At 38.3% G+C, this 23861-nt stretch carries 28 protein-coding genes; 15 read left to right on the plus strand and 13 right to left on the minus strand.

The window, feature by feature from the left end:
* Positions 1–179 precede the first annotated feature (179 nt).
* Positions 180–557: a GxxExxY protein gene (locus tag AAG807_RS12410; RefSeq protein ID WP_341904305.1), complete on the minus strand. Its 378-nt coding sequence runs from the start codon at positions 555–557 to the stop codon at positions 180–182.
* A 197-nt stretch (positions 558–754) separates the two neighbouring features.
* On the opposite strand from AAG807_RS12410, the gene AAG807_RS12415 reads away from it, so the two are divergent.
* Positions 755–1303 carry a hypothetical protein gene (locus AAG807_RS12415; protein WP_341904308.1) on the plus strand — a complete coding sequence of 183 codons (549 nt, stop codon included), beginning with the start codon at positions 755–757 and terminating at the stop codon, positions 1301–1303.
* Positions 1304–1396: 93 nt separating this feature from the next.
* Here the strand turns inward: AAG807_RS12415 and AAG807_RS12420 are convergent, their stop codons facing one another.
* The 6 genes from AAG807_RS12420 to AAG807_RS12445 are packed head-to-tail and all read right to left on the minus strand — an operon-like array spanning position 1397 to position 6233.
* Positions 1397–2827, minus strand: a complete 1431-nt coding sequence (locus tag AAG807_RS12420; RefSeq protein WP_341904310.1) for a hypothetical protein — start codon at positions 2825–2827, stop codon at positions 1397–1399.
* A 32-nt stretch (positions 2828–2859) separates the two neighbouring features.
* Positions 2860–3855 carry a hypothetical protein gene (locus tag AAG807_RS12425; RefSeq protein WP_341904313.1) on the minus strand — a complete coding sequence of 332 codons (996 nt, stop codon included), beginning with the start codon at positions 3853–3855 and terminating at the stop codon, positions 2860–2862.
* Entirely contained in the window at positions 3848–4357 is a 510-nt protein-coding gene (locus tag AAG807_RS12430; RefSeq protein ID WP_341904315.1) for a hypothetical protein, read from the minus strand. Before AAG807_RS12430 ends, AAG807_RS12425 begins: the two co-directional genes overlap by 8 nt.
* A 4-nt stretch (positions 4358–4361) precedes the next feature.
* A complete protein-coding gene (locus AAG807_RS12435) occupies positions 4362–5369 on the minus strand; it encodes a bestrophin family ion channel (RefSeq protein ID WP_341904318.1) in 1008 nt (335 codons plus the stop codon).
* A 6-nt stretch (positions 5370–5375) separates the two neighbouring features.
* Positions 5376–6041, minus strand: a complete 666-nt coding sequence (locus AAG807_RS12440; protein WP_341904321.1) for a potassium channel family protein — start codon at positions 6039–6041, stop codon at positions 5376–5378.
* Positions 6042–6056: 15 nt separating this feature from the next.
* On the minus strand, positions 6057–6233 hold the full coding sequence (locus AAG807_RS12445) for a hypothetical protein (protein WP_341904324.1): 177 nt from the start codon (positions 6231–6233) through the stop codon (positions 6057–6059).
* A gap of 121 nt (positions 6234–6354) precedes the next feature.
* On the opposite strand from AAG807_RS12445, the gene AAG807_RS12450 reads away from it, so the two are divergent.
* The 7 genes from AAG807_RS12450 to AAG807_RS12480 all read left to right on the plus strand — a co-directional run bounded on the left by AAG807_RS12450 (position 6355) and on the right by AAG807_RS12480 (position 13603).
* A complete protein-coding gene (locus AAG807_RS12450) occupies positions 6355–6849 on the plus strand; it encodes a phosphoribosyltransferase family protein (RefSeq protein WP_341904327.1) in 495 nt (164 codons plus the stop codon).
* 76 nt (positions 6850–6925) lie between these two features.
* A complete protein-coding gene (gene murQ / locus AAG807_RS12455; protein ID WP_341904330.1) occupies positions 6926–7732 on the plus strand; it encodes an N-acetylmuramic acid 6-phosphate etherase in 807 nt (268 codons plus the stop codon).
* A 2-nt stretch (positions 7733–7734) separates the two neighbouring features.
* Entirely contained in the window at positions 7735–8817 is a 1083-nt protein-coding gene (locus AAG807_RS12460; RefSeq protein WP_341904332.1) for a methyltransferase, read from the plus strand.
* A gap of 204 nt (positions 8818–9021) precedes the next feature.
* Entirely contained in the window at positions 9022–9507 is a 486-nt protein-coding gene (locus AAG807_RS12465; RefSeq protein WP_341904335.1) for a YcxB family protein, read from the plus strand.
* A gap of 75 nt (positions 9508–9582) precedes the next feature.
* Complete coding sequence (locus AAG807_RS12470; protein ID WP_341904337.1) at positions 9583–11808, plus strand: SpoIIE family protein phosphatase; 2226 nt, start codon at positions 9583–9585, stop codon at positions 11806–11808.
* 103 nt (positions 11809–11911) lie between these two features.
* Complete coding sequence (locus tag AAG807_RS12475; protein ID WP_341904339.1) at positions 11912–12787, plus strand: DMT family transporter; 876 nt, start codon at positions 11912–11914, stop codon at positions 12785–12787.
* 153 nt (positions 12788–12940) lie between these two features.
* A complete protein-coding gene (locus tag AAG807_RS12480; RefSeq protein WP_341904342.1) occupies positions 12941–13603 on the plus strand; it encodes a hypothetical protein in 663 nt (220 codons plus the stop codon).
* 103 nt (positions 13604–13706) lie between these two features.
* Here AAG807_RS12480 and AAG807_RS12485 read toward each other — a convergent pair whose 3' ends face one another.
* A complete protein-coding gene (locus AAG807_RS12485) occupies positions 13707–13910 on the minus strand; it encodes a hypothetical protein (RefSeq protein ID WP_341904344.1) in 204 nt (67 codons plus the stop codon).
* Between the two features lie 113 nt (positions 13911–14023).
* Between AAG807_RS12485 and AAG807_RS12490 the strand changes: the two genes are divergently transcribed.
* Positions 14024–15118 carry a tetratricopeptide repeat protein gene (locus tag AAG807_RS12490; protein WP_341904346.1) on the plus strand — a complete coding sequence of 365 codons (1095 nt, stop codon included), beginning with the start codon at positions 14024–14026 and terminating at the stop codon, positions 15116–15118.
* A gap of 104 nt (positions 15119–15222) precedes the next feature.
* Positions 15223–15915, plus strand: a complete 693-nt coding sequence (trmD, locus tag AAG807_RS12495; RefSeq protein WP_341904348.1) for a tRNA (guanosine(37)-N1)-methyltransferase TrmD — start codon at positions 15223–15225, stop codon at positions 15913–15915.
* A gap of 1 nt (position 15916) precedes the next feature.
* Here the strand turns inward: trmD and AAG807_RS12500 are convergent, their stop codons facing one another.
* The 5 genes from AAG807_RS12500 to AAG807_RS12520 all read right to left on the minus strand — a co-directional run bounded on the left by AAG807_RS12500 (position 15917) and on the right by AAG807_RS12520 (position 19819).
* Positions 15917–16735: a YoaK family protein gene (locus AAG807_RS12500; protein ID WP_341904351.1), complete on the minus strand. Its 819-nt coding sequence runs from the start codon at positions 16733–16735 to the stop codon at positions 15917–15919.
* A gap of 1 nt (position 16736) precedes the next feature.
* Positions 16737–17198, minus strand: a complete 462-nt coding sequence (locus AAG807_RS12505; RefSeq protein WP_341904353.1) for a hypothetical protein — start codon at positions 17196–17198, stop codon at positions 16737–16739.
* A complete protein-coding gene (locus AAG807_RS12510; protein ID WP_341904356.1) occupies positions 17195–17677 on the minus strand; it encodes a hypothetical protein in 483 nt (160 codons plus the stop codon). The genes AAG807_RS12505 and AAG807_RS12510 overlap by 4 nt, the downstream gene beginning before the upstream one ends.
* A gap of 94 nt (positions 17678–17771) precedes the next feature.
* Positions 17772–19139 carry a HAMP domain-containing sensor histidine kinase gene (locus AAG807_RS12515; RefSeq protein ID WP_341904361.1) on the minus strand — a complete coding sequence of 456 codons (1368 nt, stop codon included), beginning with the start codon at positions 19137–19139 and terminating at the stop codon, positions 17772–17774.
* Positions 19136–19819, minus strand: a complete 684-nt coding sequence (locus AAG807_RS12520) for a response regulator transcription factor (RefSeq protein WP_341904363.1) — start codon at positions 19817–19819, stop codon at positions 19136–19138. Before AAG807_RS12520 ends, AAG807_RS12515 begins: the two co-directional genes overlap by 4 nt.
* 242 nt (positions 19820–20061) lie before the next feature.
* On the opposite strand from AAG807_RS12520, the gene AAG807_RS12525 reads away from it, so the two are divergent.
* From AAG807_RS12525 to AAG807_RS12545, 5 genes are all read left to right on the plus strand, one after another.
* Positions 20062–20400 carry a winged helix-turn-helix domain-containing protein gene (locus tag AAG807_RS12525; protein WP_341904366.1) on the plus strand — a complete coding sequence of 113 codons (339 nt, stop codon included), beginning with the start codon at positions 20062–20064 and terminating at the stop codon, positions 20398–20400.
* Between the two features lie 22 nt (positions 20401–20422).
* Positions 20423–20980 carry an L-threonylcarbamoyladenylate synthase gene (locus tag AAG807_RS12530; protein ID WP_341904369.1) on the plus strand — a complete coding sequence of 186 codons (558 nt, stop codon included), beginning with the start codon at positions 20423–20425 and terminating at the stop codon, positions 20978–20980.
* Between the two features lie 30 nt (positions 20981–21010).
* Complete coding sequence (locus tag AAG807_RS12535; protein WP_341904371.1) at positions 21011–22429, plus strand: HD domain-containing protein; 1419 nt, start codon at positions 21011–21013, stop codon at positions 22427–22429.
* A gap of 91 nt (positions 22430–22520) precedes the next feature.
* Complete coding sequence (locus AAG807_RS12540) at positions 22521–23063, plus strand: hypothetical protein (RefSeq protein ID WP_341904373.1); 543 nt, start codon at positions 22521–22523, stop codon at positions 23061–23063.
* 77 nt (positions 23064–23140) lie between these two features.
* Positions 23141–23860, plus strand: coding sequence for a class I SAM-dependent methyltransferase (locus AAG807_RS12545; protein WP_341904376.1), 720 nt, complete (start codon positions 23141–23143; stop codon positions 23858–23860).
* Position 23861: the final 1 nt, after the last annotated feature.

The following is a 23861-nucleotide window of genomic DNA, read 5'->3' on the forward strand; positions in this document are numbered from 1 at the left end:
TGCAACATGGTAAATGGCTCTACCTATACTACAAATTGAGCGCAAATTTATGGAAATTAATCCAGACTCGTACAAAACCGATTTTGTTTTTTACGGAGTTATTAACAGACTTATACTACAAAACGCAAGGATACTATTATAAAAAACGCAAAGAAGCAAAGAGCGCAAAGGTTTAAATACTATAAGTTATTGACGATTCTCTTAATTCCATGTTTTAATCGAGTTTCATTAAAATTAATTAGTAAACCTAATTTAGTATCAGTAAGTTTTAGATATGTCAAAGTTTGTGCTAAATGAATATCTGAAAGTTCTTTTACAGCTTTAACTTCGATAACTACTTTATCTTGAATCAATAAATCCAATCTAAATCCAGTATCCAATCGGATGTTTTTATAAATTACAGGTAAATCAAGCTGTCTTTCAACTTTCAATCCTATCTCTTTTAATTCATAATACAAACAGGTTTCATAAACACTTTCAAGTAATCCCGGCCCTAATGAATTGTGCACTTCGATTGCTGCACCTATTATAATTGAGGATAATTCGTTTTCAGTCATTTTAATAGTGGTATTTCTTTATTTTAATTTAAGAATAATTTTTGAAACCGTTTTTCATCTTTGCGCGCTTTGCTTCTTAGCGGTAATAAAATTGTACTTATCGACTTATTGCGCTGAAATGCTGTTTGGATTATTGCTGAATTTTAGTGAATTTCGGCAGAAGAAAAACAGTACTTAATCCTATAAAACTCTAAATCATGACTATCCGCACTTTTTGGCATCTAATTCTTAAAACGATCGGGATCTGGTTGTTTATCCAAGGGCTTCTTTCTTTACCCGCTATGATTTACACGCTTATTGATGCACTGGCAAATCCATTTTCAAGATCAATTGCTCTGGTTGAAGTAGCTTACTTTATTCTTGCTGTTGCTTTCTACGCACTGATCCTTCAATTTCTGATTTTAAAATCACAATGGACCATTGATTCCTTAAGACTCGAAAAAGGATTTGAACAAACACGTATTGATCTAACCGTACCCTACGGTAAATTATTGCGAATTGTCATTATCCTTATTGGCGGGATCGTATTTATAAAAGCGATTCCTCATTTGGTGGAGAACGTTTATCTATTTATCATTGGAGATTTAACGTTTAGTCAAAGTCCAAGAACACTTAACCTGATCATTTATTCTGCTCAAGCAATCGTAGGTTTCTTAGTCATGACCAATAGTGATATTGTTCAGCGATACATTAACAAGAAAAGCGGAGAAGCTGAAAGTAAACAGTTGGATAAAGAAGATTTTTAGATTTTTTTTACCGCAAAGAGTGCAAGAACGCAAAGTTGTCTGAATTCTCTTTGCGCCTCCGCGTCCTCCGCGGTTAAAATAAAAAAGCGTGCTTTAATTCTGAACAATCTTCGTTTGGTCGAAATACTTTTTGGTGAACATTTCTTTTACCAGCAGTTCCAAATTGGCTTTGTCCGATGCATATAGTATGATAACCGGTCGTTTTTTGGAATCGAAGAAACTGTAAATCTTGTTTGGAACCAACTTCACTTTTGAAAGTTCCGGGAAGAGCTTTTTCATTTCTTTGATATTGGCCACGTGATTGCTGTCAATGACTACCAACTGCGTTTGACTTCCTGTCTTCAGGTATTCCAAGGCTGTAGGATCTAAAATCGGAGAGGAGAAATTGGAACTGGTCATCTGGAAATAAGAACCGATCAAATTCATTACTTCATCAATTGCCGGTCCCGAGTCTGCATCATTGTAAATCGAAACACGATTCAACAAAATTCCATAATCCGTAATTGAATTCGGAAATGCCGCTGCAAACAAATCGATTGCCTTATTCACAAACTCCTGATCGATTGACTTCTCCTTCGAAATGTACTCTTCGACCAAAGGATACAATGCTTTTCCAAAACCGTTGATGTATTCATTGTCGTACCACGGGTTCTGATCCAATTCACCACTCAGGGATTTATAAGCCCAACCATTTCCCAGAGCTGTTGCCAATCCTTCGTCAAAGAAGTTGTAAGCAAACTGACTGTAAGCTGATTTGTTTTCTGCGAAATAGCTTTCAAGCTTATGCTGAAATTCACTTGGCTGCTCATCATACAATACATGACACATTTCATGCAGTACAACCCCAATTCTTCCCACATGATCCGTTTCATCCGTCAATACTCCCACACACAAACTGTTCGCATGCGGAGTTGCCGTACTGTTGCCACTTTTCCCCGGAATCGGATAAAGCGCCACTACGAAGGGAACTTCTTTGATCCAACAGGAATTGTAAAAACGGTTGATCTTGGTGAATGACTCAGAACATTGTGTCGTGTATTTCTCCAAAGCAACCCGCTGATTGATCAGTTTTGCTTCATTCTCATTCCAGATCCATGTGTCATAATAAACTTCCGCATCCTTCATGACCTGAATCAACCTTTGCAATTCACTATTGGGTAAAACACCAATGATCCGATCCCGAAATTCCGGAATCGTGGATGAATTCACCAAAGCAATGTCAATGAAATCATAGGTCGTGCGTGTCTGACGGCGATTGTCGGGAAGTTCTTCCCTTCTGAATTGATAATCTAATCGGATTTGACCAAAATCACTTACCAGATTCAAGAACTTTGTTTCACCCTTCGTTTTTTCAGCAATGAATTGGCGTAAAGTAGAAGAAGCATGGTTCGACCCGTTCGCTGCTTCCAGGAAATTGAAAATACAATAAGGTTTACTGATTTTGAATTGGAAGTTGATCTCCGCTTGGGAAAATGCAGTTTGAATAAGCAGGCAAAGCGAAGTGAGAAGAAGGATTTTTTTCATGGAGTATCTTTAATGTGTTAGTGTAAGCGGTTTCAAAAAAGTGACGCCAATGAATAGATTTCTTTGGTAACAAAACCGTTGTTTCCTGATTTTGAAGCGGATAAAAATCCGATCGTGTATTTTTTTGTTGAAAGAATCATTCCATTTCTCATCTCTTTTTGCGTATAGAGAAAAATCGGGTAGTTAAATTCGATCACATCAAACGGATCACGTTTCAGGATTTTTTTAGCGCTTAAGCAAGTTTCTGTTTTCAATAGGCTCCCTTTCACAAAAGCAGTTGCATGCAAGATTTCCCCATCGGAATCGGTTACATTCCCAAATAAGTTATTCGCACTTACAGCCCCGTTTCGATTGATCAAAACGCCTGTTTTTACTAAGTCAAACAAAGAAGTTCTGAAATAATATCTCGGGTATATCTCCCCATCCGCACAATCTCTTTCATTTTCGGACACATCCAGTTTCTGGAGAAAGGATTTCCATTGGCTACAGGAATAATTATCGAAAGGGTATTTGTAATCCAATGAAGGAGGTGACATCCTGTAGAGTCTTGAAACTGTACTATCGTATTTTTTCTTACTGTATTTTCCCGTCCATGAAAAGGTATCCGTCAATTTCACTCCTTTTTCAAAAGACAAGAGTATTCCGTACATTTTCATCATTTGGAGTCGCTGGCTGTAAATCGAAAGCACTTCCGAGTTCCGGCAATAAACCACATTTCCTGTTTTATTTTCCAGTATCAGCATGGTGCTGACTTTTCCCATAGAGCCTTTTTGAAAATAGCTATTCAGTTTCGCTTCGATTTTTTGATCCAAACAAGTTTGAACTTCGAGGCTCAGGGTACTGTCGTATTCCGGGACCTGAACAGGTAATTCCTTCATTAAAAATTGAATCACCGTAGAATCTTTGATCAGTGTTCCGTCTGAATAATGAAAATAAAGTTTCGGTTTTTGATTACAGGAACAGAAAAGCCCAATGGACAGCGTTATTGAAATAAATAGTAAATAGCGATGTCTGTTAGTTCTAAACATGATCGGTTTCTGTTTTTGAAAGCAGTTTATTATTAACACTTACCCAAACCAGCAGGAGTGCTGTAGAAAATGTAATCAAAGATGCTATAAAATTTGATATTCCAATCTTTTTGGAGAAAAGTCTTCCAAGTGAATAGATCCATGAGTCCAAATATCTGTTTGAGAAAGCCCCAATCAGAAATAAAACAATAAACAGAGCCGCAACCAATACCGTATTCAAAACCGCTTTTTTCCTTATTGCATTAACAATTGATACGAGAATAATCCCAAACAACAACCCGTAGAGCATGTAATAAATCGGAGCAGTTATTATCTCACCAACGGTTCTATTCGCAAAGTACTTCGCACAAGGCGAAACTGATTCCCCATAATTTGCCAATATGCATTCGAACAGATCTGCATTCAGGAAATGATAAAAACGGAAGAATGCAATCCCAAAAAGATGAATCGCAAGAACTTGGAATAATAGCAATCGGATTGAAAGTTTACGAACGATTCCCATATTCCTACAACACAATATTATTCATCGGAGTCAATGGCTCGGGCAAATCGGTTTCACCCAGCATTTCACGCAGGTCAATCTCAATCGTACGACTGATCTGCGAGATCGGAACATCGTTGGCACTTCCTTCAAAGGGATTTTCGGCACTTTCCCCTACTTGTTCCAACGAAGTAAAAACCCATGAGATCAATACGCTGAATGGCAATACCAGCCAAACCATGTGACCTTTCATTGGACCTTCCACGTAATCGTTCATTTTTGAAAATTCAAACAGCATTCCGAAGGGCAATAAGAAGCAAAACAAGCGGATAAAGAAGGTGTTGATCGTTGCAAACTGACGCGGATACGGAAAATTCTTAATGCGTTCGCTTTTTCCTTGGTGATCAAAAAATTCATTCAGGACCTTTTGCATTTCGATGTATTGGAAGGTATCCAATTGCCCGGAATCCAGTAATTCACGGAGTAATTTTGACTGTTTTGCCAACAATTGAGTTGCCCGGTTCTTATTTTTCAGAAGCGCTTCAATTTCTTCCTGATCCAGGTATTTAGCCAATTCCGATTCCAAGGTGGTTTCCTTTTCCGGGATCCTGTAGTATTTCCGGTATTCCTTATTGTATGATTTAGAAGCCGTTTCCCAAATTCGCGAATCACGCATCTGATAACGCAGCGCTGTGAGCCAGGCAAAATGACGGTAAATCAGTTCCTTGCTTTTCGCATCATCCGTCACCATGTTTTTGCTCATTGCTCCCCACGAACGACTACTATTCACAATGGCTCCCCAGATCTGACGGGCTTCCCAGGTGCGGTTGTAAGCTTGTGTATTCTTAAACCCGACAATGAATGCTGTTGCTGTTCCCAGAAGCGCCACAACAGTCCATGGAATTGCAATCCAGTAAATATTGAACACATCGAACAAAACCACCGGAACCGCACCGATAAGGAACAGTAAAAAGATGTTTCTTCTTGTCCAAATAATGAATTCTCCGATGTGGTATGATTTTCCTGAATGCATGCGCGACTATTTTCGTGAGGTAAATTTACTAATGATGATTCCAACCAGGACAACGGTATAAAAATGCCCTGAAATCCCTAAGATGGAAGCAACCAATTTCGTGTTGTGTGCTGTTGGAACAATGTCCCCAAAACCGATACTTGTCATGGAAACAGAACTGAAATAGACCAGATCCATATAAACGGAAGCATTGTCGTGCATGTCTATCCCGTGAAACGAATTCGGATTGTTGTAAATCATAAATTGAAGCAGGAAAACACTGATTTCAATGAGCAAAAAGTAACCACAAGCTGCAGCTGAGATTACATCACTATCAATATAACTGGGTTTTATCAGGAATTGGACTACTTCGTAGAAAATAAAACAGAAGAACAGGACATAAATCACATTCAGGATGTCAAAATAGAGTTTCACATCTTCAACAAAGGAAATTCCTATCGGAAGAAGCACCACCACGATGAACAACACGTTTTTGACCCATCCTTTCCACTTATTTTTTCCCATGAAAATTCCGGTACACGCCAGTCCTAACAGAAACATATTGATAGGCCAGATGATATCCCGGTAATTAGCGTGGTCACTGATAAAAACCCCAATAAACAAATGCTGAAGTAAGGCCGCAAGCAGAACTTCATACTTTCGTCTATCAAAAAAATCAAGTAGTTTCCTCATTTCGGTTACTTTATATCAAAGATAATTTTTCCAGTTAACATAAAGCCTTGTCTCCAAATTGTCATTTACAGCAAGTGATACCCATTTCCATTCTTTTACCACAAATGCACTGATTTTTTGCTCGGTTACCGCACTCGCCTTGTTACTTTCCATAGAAAAGGCGGCTGGTAAGCGCCTTAATAATCTGTGCATCTGCGGGAAGTTTTTTTCGATTTTCCAGGGATTTGGCTATCCAATTCATCTCTATTTTGTTTTAGGAAAAGTGTTTATTTGTGGCTCGAAAAAAGTACCTTTACATTAAATTAGAGTTTCCATGAAATTGGTTTTAAATCAGCATCAGATTGAGCAAAAAATTATGCGTTTGGCGCATGAAATTTTAGAAAACACCTATGGTATTCCTGAATTATTCATTGGAGGAATCATAGGGAACGGCGAAACTTTTGCGCAACAGATCACTGAAATCATCCGGAAGAACAGTTCTCAAAAGGTTACTTATTTCAAAATCGATCTGGATAAAGATCATCCATTGGATTCGAAGATCAATTGTTCTATCGATCCCAACTTATTCGATGGTAAATGGGTGATTTTGGTAGACGATGTTATCAATTCCGGAACGACGATGCAATATGGGGTATTAAAAATCCTCGAGCAACCCGTTCGCAGTGTGAAAACCGTTGCCCTGGTCGACCGGATGCACCGCAGATATCCTATCAAATGTGATTTCGTCGGAATGACTTTGACAACCACTTTGGGTGAACGCGTGGAAGTGATGCCGTCTAATGGGTCACTGGAAGCGTTCTTGGTATAAAAGGGGCTTCGACTACGCTCAGCCACCTTTTTAAAAGGACACCGAGCGTAGTCGAAGTGTAAATTTTGCATTCATTATGAAGCGTATAACAGAATCCGAAAGCAATCATCACGATCTAGATACTCAATCGACTAGAAACTTGTTGATTGGAATCAATGAAGAAGATCATACCGTTCCTTTAGCAGTTGAAAAGGAAATTCCACAGATAGAAAAATTGGTGGACGCTTGTGTGGAACGCATGCAAGCTGGCGGTCGTTTGTTTTACATGGGAGCAGGAACCAGCGGCAGACTAGGAATTGTTGACGCAAGTGAATGTCCTCCTACTTTTGGCGTTCCTCAGGGAATGGTCATCGGAATCATTGCCGGTGGAGATACTGCAATCCGCAAAGCTGTTGAGTTCGCGGAAGACGACCGGGAACAAGGTTGGAAAGATCTGGAAGCATTCAACATGACTGAAAAAGATATTGTAGTTGGAATTGCCGCTTCAGGAACAACTCCTTATGTCTTAGGAGCATTGGAAACCGCAAAAAAAAATGGAATCCTGACAGGAGGAATTTCCTGTAATCCACATTCCCCTTTGAGTCAATTGGCGGATATCGCCATCACACCTGTTGTCGGACCGGAATTTGTTACCGGAAGTACCCGTATGAAAAGTGGCACCGCTCAGAAGTTGGTTCTGAACATGCTTTCCACAGCGATCATGATCCGTTTGGGAAGAGTAAAAGGAAACCGCATGGTGGACATGCAATTATCCAATGATAAACTGGTGGATCGTGGTACCAAAATGGTCATGGAGGCAACCGGTTTGGAAGAGGAAAAAGCGAATGAATTGCTATTGAAACACGGTTCGGTACGGGCTGCGGTGGAGGCTTTTAATCACTAATTTTGGAAGCAAAACAAATTCTCAACGCAACAGATTTAACGATTCATCGTCCGGAACCGATTACGGAAACCATTCCCGTACTGGAATATTTCAAGGAAATCGATCCGAAATATGCTGTAAATGAGTTGCTGGAAGGGAATCATGTCTTGATTGCAGATCAGTTCAGCAGTGGATTATTGGTTTTAAACGCTTTAAAGGATCGGCTCTACAAAAATCAAAACAAACAAAGCTTTGAAAATCAACGAAATCTTCGTGATGCTTATCGAAAAGCGAGTCAGCTGTTATTGATTGAAATTAGTGGTCATCGCTTGCAGGTCAAAAAAGCTCCTGAAATCGGTTGGTTGAAGAAGTTGTATGCCGACACTGCTGATTTTCTGCTTCCTTTCACAGATGTCCAGGGTTTGAACAGTTCCTGGCAATGGTTTGAGAAAGGAATCCGCATTCCCGGATTGAAACAAACACTTCATCCGTTTTATGGAACGTACTTCCCCACCCGGTTTGAGCATATTGATTTGTTTGTGAATTACCTGAAAAAATACCGTGGACCGAAAGAAAGCGCTTTTGATGTTGGAATTGGAAGTGGTCTTTTAAGTAAACTACTCCATCAATTTGATTTTAAGGAAGTTCATGCTTCCGATATCAATCCAAATGCACTGATAGGAACCTTGGAATCAGAAAAAGATTCGGAACAAAAAACCAACTTGTATTTCGGAGATCTGTTTGCAGGAACGAAACTCAAATCAGATATCATTGTTTTCAATCCTCCATGGATTCCGCTTCCAAAAGAAGTTTCCGGAATTGACCTGGCTATTTATTATGATGCCAAGCTGTTCCCGCGATTTTTTGAAGAAGCTCACAAGCATTTGAATCCGGAAGGGAATGTGGTTCTGTTGTTTTCAAATTTGGCCGGATTAATGGATTCGAATTTTGTTCATCCAATTGAACTGGAATTGAAAAGCAAGAAGCGCTTTTCGTTGGTTGAAAAAACGATTAAAAAGGTGGCTGCTGCATCATCCAAAACAAAACGGAAGGCAACCTGGCGGGACGAAGAGTTTGTGGAATGCTGGGTTCTCAAATTAAAATAATCACCTAATTTTTTCCCACGGAGGAACACAGATGAACACGGAGGATTTATTATTTTAATTTTTACACCAATATCCAATAATAGGCTTTCATCTGTGTTCTTCAGTGCACGTCCGTGGGAAATAAAAAACACCTGATTGAATCAGAAATTGAATTCAGTACTTCTTCATAGTTATACTTCTCTCCGAATTTTACTAATTTTGAATATGACTATCAAAACAACGCTTACGCAGTCGCAATTCGCGAAACTCACCGGAATCTTACTTCTGAAACGTCTTCAAGTCCTCTTCTTGCTTTTGGCTATTTTAGGATTGATCATCGGTGCTTTGATTGCCATGATTGTCTTCAAAAATAAAGATGCTTATATGCTCGTCTTTGTGGCCATTGTCTTTTTGGCTTTATTCGCATTCAGCATTTACAACAACGCAAAGAGACATTATCAGAACAACCCGAGAATTCGACAGGAAACGACCTATGATTTTTCAGACAAAGGCATTTCCATTTCAAAGGAAGGATTTGCATCAACCATCAAATGGGCTGAAATTATTCGCATCCGCAAAAAAGCAGGATTGATCCTGATCTGGCAGAATAAATTGGTTGCAAATGTAATTTCTGCAAAGGATGTGAACGTGGCGCAATTAGAGGAAATCAAAGCATTTATTCAAAAAAAGAATATCCGGTCAAACCTGTAATCAAACCCAAAATTCATTTTCATTTTTTTGTTCCGTTTATTTATCTACATTTAGACGAAAGCTTACTTCTATTCAATGAGTCTAACAAAGATCTGGCACAAATTCCTATTTGGGATGCTTATCTCACTGATCCTATCACTAGGAGCGGTTTCTCTGGTTGTATACCGTGAGATTTCTCAAAACATTACCCGGAAAACTTATAGCAGATTAGAAGTTATCAGGAACTTGAAAAAGCAGCAAGTAGAATCCTACTTCAAGGAATTAAGAGATCAAACCGAATTAATGAGTTCCTCTAAATCATTCGTGAACGGATTCATTGAATGTAAAGAGGCTTTTCAAGACATCTCTGAATCTCCCAATTTTGATACGGAAACATTTGTTCATTACAAAAAGCATCGGGACAGTATTTACTTTGAAAAAGTAAAATCTTACTATGGAAACAAAAGTTTGTCTCTTGATTTGGCTTCCAAAGACTTAGCAAACAATAAAGAAGCCTTAATTATTCAAAATTCATTGTGGGATGATAATTTTCCTATATTGGCATGTACGAAGAGATACCGGAATGTAAAGGGGGAATTAAGCGTCCGTACGCAACGAATTGCCCATAAAATTGGCTTTCATGACGTCATTCTGGTTGATTCAAAAACGGGTTACATTATCTACACCAACAATCAACATTCAGAAATTGGGGCAAATGTAAAGGAATCTCCCTACAATAATACCAGCATTCGAAAAGCATTTGATGCCGTTCGTGAATTCAAAGAACCGAAAACATTTATTGTTGATTTTGAATCTTATCCACCGGCTAATAATGAACAATCTGCATTCATCGCTTGCCCGATGATTAAAGACAATATCAACGTTGGAATACTGGTTGCAGAAATTGGAATTGAGGAATTAGATGATATTCTCACATTTAACCGAGATTGGGGAAACCAGGAAATGGGAAAAACCGGAGAGGTTTACTTAGTTGGTACCGACATGTATATGCGTTCCCAAAGTCGTTTTTTTATTGAAGACAAGGATAGTTTATTGAAAACAATTGCGCAAAACCATCCTATTCCGAAAAAAGAATTCAACCAACTGGAAAACAGCAAATCATCTGTCAAGATTATCAAAATTGATTCAGAGGCTTCCAAAAGGGCAATAGCTGGAAAAACGGGAGTTGTTAAAGCACATGATTATCGTGGAGCAACTATTCTGGGAGCCTATTCTCCATTAAAACTCAACAATGTACACTGGGGAATTGTTTCCAAAATGGATCAAAGTGAAGCCTTTTCTGAAATTGCAGAGTTACGTTATTTCCTGATCATCACCTATTTAATCGTACTACTTGCTTCCGCTTTTATAGCAATCGTCATTGCCAAACAAATAGCCAGACCGATTCAACAATTGAGTCGTCATGCGAAGGAACTAAGTGCCGGAAATTTTAATACCAATATCACCTTAGTCGGAACTAATGAAATTGGTGAGTTGGCATCCAGCTTCCGCATCATGCAGAATACCATTGTGGGTTTGATTGATAATTTAACAGAAACCAACAAGACTTTATCTGCAAAGAGCAAAGACATCTTTGATTCTATTTCGTACGCTCAACAAATCCAAGAAAATATTTTCCCTTCAAAGGATATGGTAAACAGCTATGTGCCAGACTCTTTTGTTTTTTTTCAACCAAAAGATATTGTTAGCGGTGATTTTTATTGGGCCGCTGAGCGAAACAAGGAATTGTATCTTGGGGTTTGCGATAGTACCGGACATGGAATTCCCGGAGCTTTTATGAGTTTATTGAACGTTTCTTTTTTAAATGAAGCTTTGATGAATGAAAAAATTGAACAACCCGGAGACATTCTTGAAAAAGTGCGAAGTCTCTTGAAAAGCGTTTTTCAGCAGGAGCGACAAGATGGAATGGATGGAATCTTAATTCGCTATAATCCAAAGACAAGTATGCTTTCCTATGCTGCGTCAAATAACGCTCCTATCCTAATTCGTGACGGAAGCTACAGGATCTTCGAATACGATAAAATCCCTGTAGGACACTCGTCGAAAACAGAGCGTTTCAAAACCTATACGCTCGAAATTCAACCCGGAGATATGTTGTATTTAATCACCGACGGTTTCCCGGATCAATTTGGCGGATCATTAAATAAAAAATATAAATACAGACCATTTTATGAATTTCTGCTTTCCATTTCCCACCTTCCAACGGAAGAACAAAAAGAGTTGGTGAAAAGTGAGTTTTTGACATGGCAAAATGGCAATGAACAAGTCGATGATGTGATGGTGCTTGGAATTCGCTTTTAAAATCCGGTATCTTTTGAATTTATTTCCGGACTATATCGCTTTAGCAATTTTAGCTTAATACTCAGCCCGAAAAAAGGAGTAATTTTGGCTCTCAAACAAAAGTATGAGCAAGCTAAGAGGTGCATTATTTGTGGGATTGGGGGCAGCGAGTTATGGAATTCTGGCAACTATTGTAAAGTATGCCAATAACCACGATGCGCATACGAGTATCCTTACCTTTTATCAATCATTGGTTGGAGTAATTGTATTGTTTGTATTGATGCAAGCGGCAAAACGAAAAAAAACTCCGGTGAAAGCGACCCTGAAATCAAAATCCAAGTTGATCCTTTTTGGGATTTCGATGGGTTTGACGAGTTGTTTCTACTACATTTCCATTCAGACCATTTCTGTTTCCATCGGAATCATCCTCTTGATGCAATCTATTTGGATGAGCGTTGTCTGGGAAATGATCCAAACCCGGAAAGTGGCTCATTGGCTCAAAATAGTCGGCAGTTTCTGTGTTTTGGGAGGAACGATTTTAGCTACAAACCTCATTCAGGAAGATGTTCACATATCTGTGGAAGGAATCGTATACGGTTTACTGGCAGCATTGTCTTACACGATCAGCATGCACGCTTCCAATCATGTGGAAACCCAACTATCGAGTGTGGTACGCAGTTTTTGGTTGATTGTAGGAAGTTTATTGATGGTCATCGTTTACTGGAACATTCAGATCTGGGAACACCTGGATTGGATGATTTTCTTAAAGTTTGGAATCGTTCTGGGTCTTTTCGGAACGGTGATCCCTCCTATCCTGTTCAACATCGGGATTCCCAAAACAGGATTGGGATTAGCGGGAATTTTGGCTGCTATTGAAATTCCGGTTTCCATCTGCTCTGCACAATTGATCTTGCACGAAAAAGTAACGGGCATGCAATGGCTGGGGGTTGGGATCATTATAGCCACGGTGGTTGTGATTAATGCACGGAAGACGAATTAATCCTCGGATTTCATTTTCACCACAGATGCACAGATTTTAATGGCGCTTACCAGTCGCCATTATTTATCAATATTATCCTTCAAATCACATAAGGCAGCTTTTCATAAGCAGAAAAGAAATACTTTAGGCTTTTAATAACACTATTCTTGGATCATGGAAAAAAAAGAAAAAGGCTTTTTGTATCAAATGGCTATTGAAGTAATCGTAATCTTCATCGGAATCACATTAGCATTATTAATTGATAGCTACAAAGAGCGTCAACAATCAATTTCAGAAGTAAAGAATCATTTCAGTTTAATATCAAATGAATTTTCAAAAGATCTAATAAAACTAAAGGAGATAAAAAAGTCTGCATACAAAAAAATGCAAACTGCTGACTCTCTCTGTTATTATTTAGAAAACGGAAATCATATTTTATTCAACAATCACTTTAAGAAATTTGAATTCATACAGATAGAAAAATACTATCCAAGAATCGATGAAATTAATCTAGTACTCAATTCAAGTTCTTTTACAAGTATTTATAACAAGGAAATTTTTAGTGATTTAAATAATTTAAAAACAGACTCTCGAATTTTTATGATGTTTCAAGAAAATGAAGTTCAGCTAATAAATGAACTAAAAAACGAATTCATCTATGAAAACCTAAATTACAAGACAAAAACTATTAAAATTAGTTCTATAAAAAACAAGAATTACATCTTAAATAAACTTGAAGAGTATGTAAATATACTTTCTGCAAAATCAATAACCGCAAGTAGTCTAATGGAAGGTTATTCTATTTGTATTGAAGATGTAAAAAAGACAATAAATTAACTCTATTTAAAAATTAAAATCCATTTACCATCTGACTAGGCGAATAGAAACTATCACGAGTCCGGTAGGCGAGTTTCTATCTGTGCATCTGCGGGAGAAAACCCTAATCTTCCCAACCACAGATTTTCAATCCCAATTTTTCGGCTTCTGCAACGGTAGTCTTTTTCACTTCGTGTTTGCAGTTATTGAGTCCGCGGCAATCACGTTTGTAATGAAAAGCAACAGAACCGGGAGAATCACAGATGTAAACAACACCATCTCCGGAGGAGAAACAATACGCAAGAGCAATAGCCAGAATGAATTTCATGTGAACAGTTTGGTTTCGTTAAACAGTTTACCAGTTAGTTCGACGAATATAGTCAATTCGCTGATTTTTAGTTCTTTTTTTCGTAATTTTCAGCAAACCAAACAAAAATACCTATGCGTTGCGTCCTCACTTTACTCCTACTTTTCAGTTACTCAACCAGCTTTTCCTGTTACAATGAATACTACGCTCTAGACGCAAAAGGAAGAGTCCATCCGGTTGAAATACGTACAAGAAAATTCAAACAGGCATTTAATAAACAATATTTAGAGAAACAGTTGATTGAATTGGAACTGAAGCTCAAAAAGAAAGCCGATTTCAAGTTGCTCTCCAATTACGGTTTGCATTTGGTTCAGTCCGGAAAAGTGAAAGAAGCATTGGTCATTTTCGAAAAACTCGCTGAACTTCATCCCGATGAATACAGTATTATCGCGAATCTTGGAACAACCTATGAATTGTCAGGTCAAAACGAAAAAGCGCTGGAATATATCCGAAAAGGTATTGAGATCAATCCGGATTCTCACCGAGGAAGTGAATGGATTCATGTAAAGATTCTCGAAGCTAAGATTGCGCTGGAAAAAGATCCTAATTACCTGAACAATCATTCCGTATTGAACCTGAGCTCCAAACAAAAACAGTCTAAAAAGATATTCGATCAGTTGTACATTCAATTACAAGAACGTTTTCCTTTTTCACCAAAAGAAGCAAATCCGATTATGGCAGATCTCTTTGTCAATTTGGGTGATTATTACTTCGAAACCATTTCATTTGAACATGCCAAAGCTTTTTATCAGCTGGCTCAAATCTATTATAAATCCGATCGAAAAGACATCATTAAAAAGATTGAACAAGCTCGGAAATTACGTGAAGATTATGCCACCAAATCCATGTCCGGAACACCTTCCGGTGGAGTGATTATTGAGAAGATTCAAGGTGTTCCTTATCAAAACTATGTATTCAATCCGCCCGGAAGTGACTACTCAATCGATTGGTCCAAAGTAGAAACGAATCCCGAGAAACTATTAAGTTATTTAGGAATCGAGACGGAAAAAGTAAAATCGGAAACAAAGACGGAAAAGGTAGCTTCGAAAGAAATCACTTCCAAACCCAAAAAGAAATCCGATAATTCCATGCTTTGGATCGGTTTGACACTAGTTCTACTGATTATTTCAATCTTCACCTATTTCAAAGCGAAGAAGAAAAAGCATTAGTTTTTGATTTTGCAAACGTTTATTGCAGCAAAGAAATAGCTTTGGTTTTATGATTTATTCATCCCTGAATGGGTTGACCTTTTCAATTTGACTAACTTTGCATCATGCGTTTTGATATTCTCACCATTCTTCCGGAACTCTTAGAAGGTCCTTTCAATGTTTCCATGATGAAACGTGCACAAGAACGCGGATTACTGGAGATTCACATTCACAATATCCGCGACTATTCAACAGACAAGCACAAGAATGTGGATGATTATCAGTACGGAGGAGGAGCCGGAATGGTGATGGCAATTCAACCGATTGTAACGGTGATCGAGAAGTTGAAATCCGAACGTACTTATGATGAGATCATTTACATGACTCCCGATGGTGAATTATTGGAGCAGAGACACAGTAACAATTGGAGTCTGAAAGAGAATATCCTGATCCTTTGCGGGCATTACAAAGGAGTGGATGAACGCATTCGCGAACACTACATTACAAAGGAAATTTCCATCGGATCTTATGTCCTGACAGGTGGTGAGTTAGCCGCTGCAGTTGTTGTGGATAGTATAGGAAGACTGATTCCAGGAGTCATGAATGATGAAACTTCTGCATTAACGGATAGTTTTCAGGATGATTTACTTTCTCCGCCGGTTTACACTCGTCCACCTGAATTTAATGGATGGAAAGTCCCCGACGTGTTATTATCGGGGGACTTTGGGAAAATTGAGCAATGGAGAGAGCAACAGGCTATTGAGCGCACAAAAACACGTCGACCTGATTTGTATAAAAAGTTCAGTGGAGAAGAATAATCTACTGCTTACTTTCTGAAAAAACACCACTTTTTTTAGTTGTGTTCTTGATTGTATTCTGAATCTTTTCCATGTTCGTTTTCAATGTCGTTTCATGCTTTTTTTTGTTCACGAAAAATGGCACGTATGTTTTTGCGAAATCATAGGTGAGTACACCCAGCATCGCCAATGAGATAAAGTAAAATACCTGGAATTGCACGTAATGAATGATCAAGCCGGAAAAAATTCCACCAATCAGGTACGATCCCATGATTGCAGCCATCAGTTTTGTTTTCTCTACCAATGGAGCATTCATTCGATATTTCTTTTTGGTAAGCATCGATAAATGAATCGCCAAATCAGTTGTCAATCCTGTTAAGTGTGTTGTTTTGACCTGGAAATTTGAGATACTCGCTGTCAATCCATTCTGAAGCCCCATTGAGAACAACAATACTGAAACCAAAATCTCTGTCTGTGTCAGTGTTTCGGTGTAAAAGAACTGACCATAAATTCCCACAAAGACAAAGCACCCGATTTCAAGAATCATTGGAATACTATGAGAAACGAAGGCATTTTTCCTGGTACTGTTTATAATCAGGTTATTCGACAGGAAACTCCCGGAAAAGAACAGGATAATCCAAAAGAAAACCACTAACATCTGGAACCATTTTCCATCTGCTATTTCTTGTGCCAGGATGGCAAAGTGTCCCGTTAAGTTAGAGGTAAAGGAATAAAACAAAACCAATGATGCCACATTAACCATTCCGGCAATGATTGCTGTAAATATTCCCAATCTCAAGTTATCCTGAAACGTTCTACTATTACTAAATCTACGTAGCATATTAATTCATTTTTTTTAATGTAATCTTCACTATTCCTCGTGCATGAACATCGGTATCAAAGTGAAGAATCAATTCGTTTTTCTTCAAGGATTCAACAGAATAGACTTCCGTTGTTCCGTCGTCATTCAATAAAGTCAGGATTCTTCCCCGATCCTTCAAGCGCCATTTGGCCTGATGTTCCTTTCCGGTTCGTTCATGAAGTTTGATACTGTAATTCTTTCGGAAAGTCCAGTTCTCAAATTCATGAATAACCAAATGATTGGCTATATCCATGCGTTCTTCCGCATCAATCACCTGTTTCACTTTCTCCCCTACATTGTTTCTATCGTACACCCAGGAAACCTCCTTCCACTCCCCCACTATGGCAGCTTCCGGATAAGATGAATGACTGAATACATAGTATCCGAAGGAGCTCAGTGTGAGAACTGCAAGACATGCTGATATGACCAATTTTCGTTTCATGCGATTGCTGTAACTATTACTTGATTTGTCTTACTGGAATATTGATTATTATCCCAGGCAATCAATTGCTTTCTTACTTTTGATTTATGCAGGAAAGGCAGGATATCCATACTTTTTTTGTGCGACCAATCGAATGTCAATTCATAGGGAATGATGATTCTATCCACCTTATTCGTTTCTGCAAACTGTTCAAAGGAACTTTGGGTGAGTCCGCTGAAGAAGGTGATTTGAATCGATCCCACTTTTGATCCCAATTCCTTTTCCAAATCGTATAGCTTACTTAGGAATTTTTTTCCGGCCAATTCGATCTTCAAATCACTTTGATCAAAAAACAATAAGTCGGTAATTGAATTGGATAGATAAATCCCATGTACCAAAAGCACATTGATTGAATCCTCATTCTGAAATTGAATTAAGGCTTTAAGTGGTTCCAATGATGAAACGTTAAAGTCAGTCGGTATTAGAATTGTTGTTCCCATCTCTATTTGTTTTGAACAAATTTAGATCACGGGTATAAGTATGAGATAAGAGCGGGATTAGAACGGGATTAGAATTCCGATTTTTAACTTTTATTCAGGATTTATAAGGAATTACCAAACTCACCAAAGTTCCTATTTCTTCTTCCGAATGAACGATGATCTTTCCTTGATGTTGGCGCATGATATTCCTGGTCAAAGGCAATCCAATTCCATAACCTTCAAATGAAGTGGTATTCGAAGCTCTAAAAAACGGATCGTAAATATGGCTCAGGTCCTGAATCGGGATTCCGATCCCATGATCCTGGACATGCACGGAAATGGCTTCTTTAGTATGTGTCAAATAAATACGAACAGGTTGATTATCCGAGTATTTGCTTGCATTCAACAACACATTCGACAAAGCCAGTTGAAGTAACTGCGAGTTTCCTTCTATTTCAAGTGCATCGAGGTTTTCCGGAAGACTTTCGAAATCGAATTGAATCTTGTTCCCGGGAATAATTCGATTGACAGTTTCCATTGTTTCAAAGATCAGTTCATCCACTCGTAACTTTTCGATGGTCATCTTTTTACCATCAAATCCGGTTCGTGCCAAAAACAGGAGTGCTTTCGTTTTCTTATTTAGCTTCTCCGCCTGTTCCAAAATATGATTCAATGCGGTTTTGTAATCCTCCGCACTCCGCTCTTTGCTCAACATCAGATCTGCCTGACCAATGATACTTGTAAGTGGTGTATTTAATTCGTGTGAAGCGTTGCTGATGAAGTTGTTCTGTGTTTCGAAACTGGTTTCCAAACGATCCAACATGTTATTCATCGTTCGGATGAGTTCTCCTAATTCGTCTCTCTCTTGCTTATTTTCAATTCTAAAATGCAGGTTCTCTGTTCCAATCTTATGCACACTGGAACTCAAATCACTTATCGGTTTTATCAACCTTTTAGAAAGCCACAAAGAAAGAACTACAATTAAAACAACGGCTGAGAAAAACAAGGAAATCAACAATCCCCCCAGGTAATTCTTGTACTTCGTGTAATACATGTTCCGCGCAGAGGTGTAGACGACATAGCTTTTCCCGTCTTTGGCAACATAAAGCACTCCATATTTCAGTAAGTTTCCTTTTCGCTCCTGTCCGCTTTTATAGCGAATAACTTTTTGAATGAAATGGCTATCCTCCTTTGATTGTTTTGTATTCAGAAGAGGTTTCCCCTGTTTATCCAACGCCACAATAATACTATTCTCTTCCGGCAGTTTCTCCAGATATTCCTCTTTAAATTCTTTTACAAACTCCTTATCACCGCGATGATCCAATTCGATTCGAATCGTGGTATTGGTATGCGTTTTCAGTCGGTCATAAAAATCATTGAATACATAGTTGGATGACAACACATAAACAAAAGCACTGAAAAGCAATACCAGAATTGCAAATGTTGTGCTTAACAACCAGATAATCCGAATACGTATCTTCATTCTTCCTCCCGCATTACGTAACCCATTCCAATCACTGTATGAATCAGTTTGGAACCTCCGAATTGAAGCAGTTTCTTCCGCAAGTAATTGACGTAAACATCCACCACATTTGTTCCGGATTCGAAATCAACTCCCCAAACATCTTCCAGAATATCAATTCGCGAAAACACTTTTCTTGGATTCATTACAAATAGCAACAACAGACGATATTCAGTCGAAGTAAGGCTTATCTGATTTCCACCACGAGTTACCGTCTTCTTATCATCATCCATTACCAAATCGTCAAAATGAAATACGGTACTTGGATTCGACTGTTGGTTTTCAACTCTTCTCAATAATGATCGGACCCGCGCATTCAACTCGATAAATTTGAAAGGCTTAGGTAAGTAATCATCAGCACCGGAATCTAATCCCAGAGCAACATTTTCGGGAGTTCCCAAAGCTGTCAACATCAAAATAGGTACCTGACTGGCTTCCCTGATCTTGGAGCAAACCTGAATTCCATTCAATCCGGGAAGCATGAGATCCAAAATAATCAGATCAGGCTTCCAAAAATGAAATTCATCCAATCCTTTTAGTCCATTGTTTGCTATTTTGGTTTCGAAACCTTCTTCCGATAATCCTTTTTCAACCAGTGAACTAATTTGTTGGTCGTCTTCAATAATCAATATTTTTTTCACGGAAATTTGATTGAGTGATAAAATTAAGAAAAAGTGAGAGAAGAAAAATTATAAACCAATAAATAACAATATTCTGATTTACAATTAATTAACCCTAAAACTGTTCGTATCTTTGCTAACAAGCGAATTCTCGAACAACAAAATTCTCGAATTTATTTTTTTGAAAATTCTCTTGAACAATGAGCTAATTTTCCTTAACTTAATTTAGAAAGCCATTTTATTCAATTAATATTCAATGTATTATGCCAACTTCAAAACCTCTTGATTACACCCCAAAACAAATTTCCATTTCTCTCACAGGTCGAGCTCTATCACATCCTTGCAGGGTTAAAATGATCGAATTGCTTATTAAATACCCCAAACTAACGAATAAAGACTTGACCGAAATGCTTCATTTATCAAAATCAAGTGTTCATATTCATCTCAAAAAACTTTGGGATGCAGGGCTAATTGACGTCAGTTATTCCCCTCATTCACTTTGTATTGAAATCACTCAAGAGCAAATTCTCAATTATAAAAAAATGGAAACACTATTCAATTTTAAAACAAAAAAGACTTACCATTTAAGTCATCTGGAGTAACTTTGCCAAAAAAATCTCTAAAATGATTCTGGATCAAAAAGTCATCGAAGCACTCAAAGCTGGAAAAACAATCCTTTATCCTTCCGATACCATTTGGGGGCTTGGATGTGATGCCACGAATGAAAAAGCATGTCAACGGATTTTCGAAATCAAGAACCGACCGGAAAATAAAAGCTTCATACTTTTGGTTGATAGTTTTCAGATGATTGAAAAGTACATTCCTGAGTTTCCTGCTGTGTGTTATGATCTGGTTGATCTATCCGATAAACCTTTGACGATTATCTACCCAAATGCGCAAGGATTAGCTCCGAGTGTATTGGCAGCAGATGGTTCTGTTGGAATTCGGTTAACAAAAGATCCGATTTGTCTGTCATTGATACGAAGTATTCGCTTACCAATTGTCTCAACTTCAGCAAATATTTCCGGTCAGCCATTTCCGACCAGTTTTGAAGCCATTGATCCCAATATTAAAGAGCATGTTGATGCCATTCTTGAAATCCGAACAAATGAACAACTCTCCACTCCTTCTCAAATCATAAAAATAGGATTAGACAGTTCAATTCAAGTTATCAGAAGCTGATTCCCCTAAATTCAGTAACTTTGCATCCGCATGCAAACACAAAATTTCGCCCATAAACTAAAACATCCTGTTTTTAAGGTTGTTTCTCAAATCATTTCTGAAAAAGGCTTGGAAGCTTACGTCATCGGTGGATTTGTGCGCGATCTGTTGTTGGAAAGACCTTCCAAGGATATTGATATTGTGGTGATCGGAAATGGAATGGAATTGGCTCAGGCAGCTGGAGATAAACTGCGCGTGAAACGGGTGAATCTGTTCAAGAACTTCGGTACAGCTCAATTCAACTACAAAGACTTGGATGTCGAATTTGTAGGCGCCAGAAAAGAATCTTATCAAAGGGACTCCAGAAAGCCAATTGTGGAGGATGGAACATTGAGCGACGACCAAAAAAGACGCGATTTCACCATCAATGCGCTTGCTTTGGATTTACGTGCTGAAACATTCGGGAATCTGATTGATCCTTTCAATGGATTGGCTGATTTGGAAAAAGGAATTCTTCGCACACCATTGGATCCTGAAACAACCTATTCTGACGATCCATTGCGCATGATGCGTGCGATCCGGTTCGCTACTCAGCTCGATTTTCAGATTGAAATGAGTAGTCTGAAGGCAATTTTGGAAAACTCCAAAAGACTGGAGATTATCTCACAGGAACGAATCATTGATGAACTGAACAAGATTATTTTAGCGGAGAAACCTTCACGCGGGTTTGAACTGTTGAACTCTACAAAATTGCTTCATCAATTCTTCCCCGAAATGATAGCACTTCATGGAGTCGAAACCAGGGACGGAAGAAGTCATAAGGACAATTTCTATCATACCTTGGAAGTATTGGATAATGTTGCTCTCAACTCCGATAATTTGTGGCTGAGATGGGGAGCAATTCTACATGATATTGCTAAACCTCCGACGAAAAGATTCGACCAACAAGTTGGATGGACATTTCACGGACACGAAGAATTGGGAGCTCGCATGGTTCCAAAAATATTCAGTCGGTTAAAACTTCCATTGGATGCAAAAATGAAGTACGTGCAAAAATTGGTTCGACTTCATTTAAGACCAATTTCCCTGGTGAAAAGTAATGTCACAGATTCCGCAATCAGGCGCCTGCTTTTTGAAGCGGGTGATGATATCGACGATCTGATGACCTTATGCAATGCAGACATCACCTCTAAAAATGAATTCAAAGTCAAGAAATACAAGAAGAATTTTGAATTGGTTGTTGAGAAACTGAAGGCTGTGGAGGAAAAAGATCATGTTCGAAATTTCCAACCTCCAATTTCCGGAGACCTGATCATGTCGACCTTCAATCTCAAACCTTGTGGAGAAATCGGAACCATTAAAACCCGAATAAAAGAAGCTATTCTGGAAGGTGAAATTCCGAATGACTTTGAAACGGCAAAGAAATTGATGTTGAAGATAGGTGAAGAACTGGGCTTGAAAGTCAATTAAGAATTAAGAATGTCGAATTAAGAGCAAATTGTCTCTGCATTCTTAATTCTACATTCTCCATTAAAATTATCTTTGTAAAAAAAACAACTGCATGGGAGCGCTTAAATTTCGCGTGTTATTAGATTCCGAAAAAGACCAAGAAATCTTTAGAGACATTATTATCAATGAAAATGAGAACTTTGAATCATTCTATCGGGTAATATTGAATTCCTTTAATTTTGAAGGAAAAGAAATCGGTTCATTCTTCATGTCAAATGATGAGTGGGACAAAGGTCATGAAATTAGCTTGATGGATATGAGCTATTCTGACGAAGATCCGGAAATAACAAGCGTTATGTCTGAAGCAAAATTGACAGATTTCATGGAAGCTCCGGATCAAAAAATCATTCTTGTTTACGATTTTCTAAGAATGTGGATTTTTCTGATTGAATTACAAGATCGTACAGAGGAAACCTTAGACAAACCCCAAATTGCACTTGCGGTTGGAACAGCTCCTCCTGAAGATTCGAAAATAGTTCAGGACGATGCGTTTTATGGGGAAGAAGACGATGAAGATTTAAATGAATTTGATGAAGATTTCGGAGACGGATACGACGAGGAGGATTTATCAGGTTTTGAAGAATATGAATATTAAATGAAGACTATTAGACATAAGACTAAAGACAAATTAACTGTCTATTGTCTTGAGTCTTTCAGTCTAAAAAGAAAAAAATGAGTAACGAAAAAACATACGGCGATCCGATTGGAGTTGCTATCAAAGAATACGCGGATAAAAGACGCCCGGAAGACATTATTGTTTCCTCCGATATTTGTGAGGACGACATCATTCCGTTGGAAGTGCTTTTCAGAAAATTCGATGAAATGCCAGCGATTGAGCAAAAGGCGCTTACATTGGCAAGAGGTCACGTTTTGGATGTGGGTGCCGGAGCCGGAATTCACGCAGCTTATCTGCAAGATTTAGGATTTAAAGTCGATTGTATCGATATTTCTCAGGGTGCTGTGGAATACTTGAAAAGCAACGACCTGAATGCTGAACGAATCAATTTCTTCTCCTTAACGGATAGAAAATACGACACCATCCTGATGTTAATGAATGGAATTGGGATTGCCGGTAAATTATCCAATCTGGAAAAGACATTGGAGCATGCCAAATCGTTATTGAATCCGGGAGGGAAAATCTTGTGTGATTCATCAGATATTCATTCCTTGTACGAGGATGAAGACGGAGCTCTTTGGATTGATCTGAATACGGAATATTACGGAAACTTCCGTTTTCAAATGAAATACAAAAAACAAAAAGGTCCTTGGTTTGATTGGCTTTATGTTGATTTTGATAATTTATTTCAAGCAGCAAAAAATGTAGGTTTGAAAGCCATTCGCGTATTGGAAGAAGACGATCATTATTTGGCTGAATTAACCTTGGAAAAATAAG

Origin of the sequence: Fluviicola taffensis DSM 16823, assembly GCF_943372375.1 — a bacterium.
In the GTDB taxonomy this organism is placed as follows: Bacteria; Bacteroidota; Bacteroidia; order Flavobacteriales_D; family Crocinitomicaceae; genus Fluviicola; species Fluviicola taffensis_A.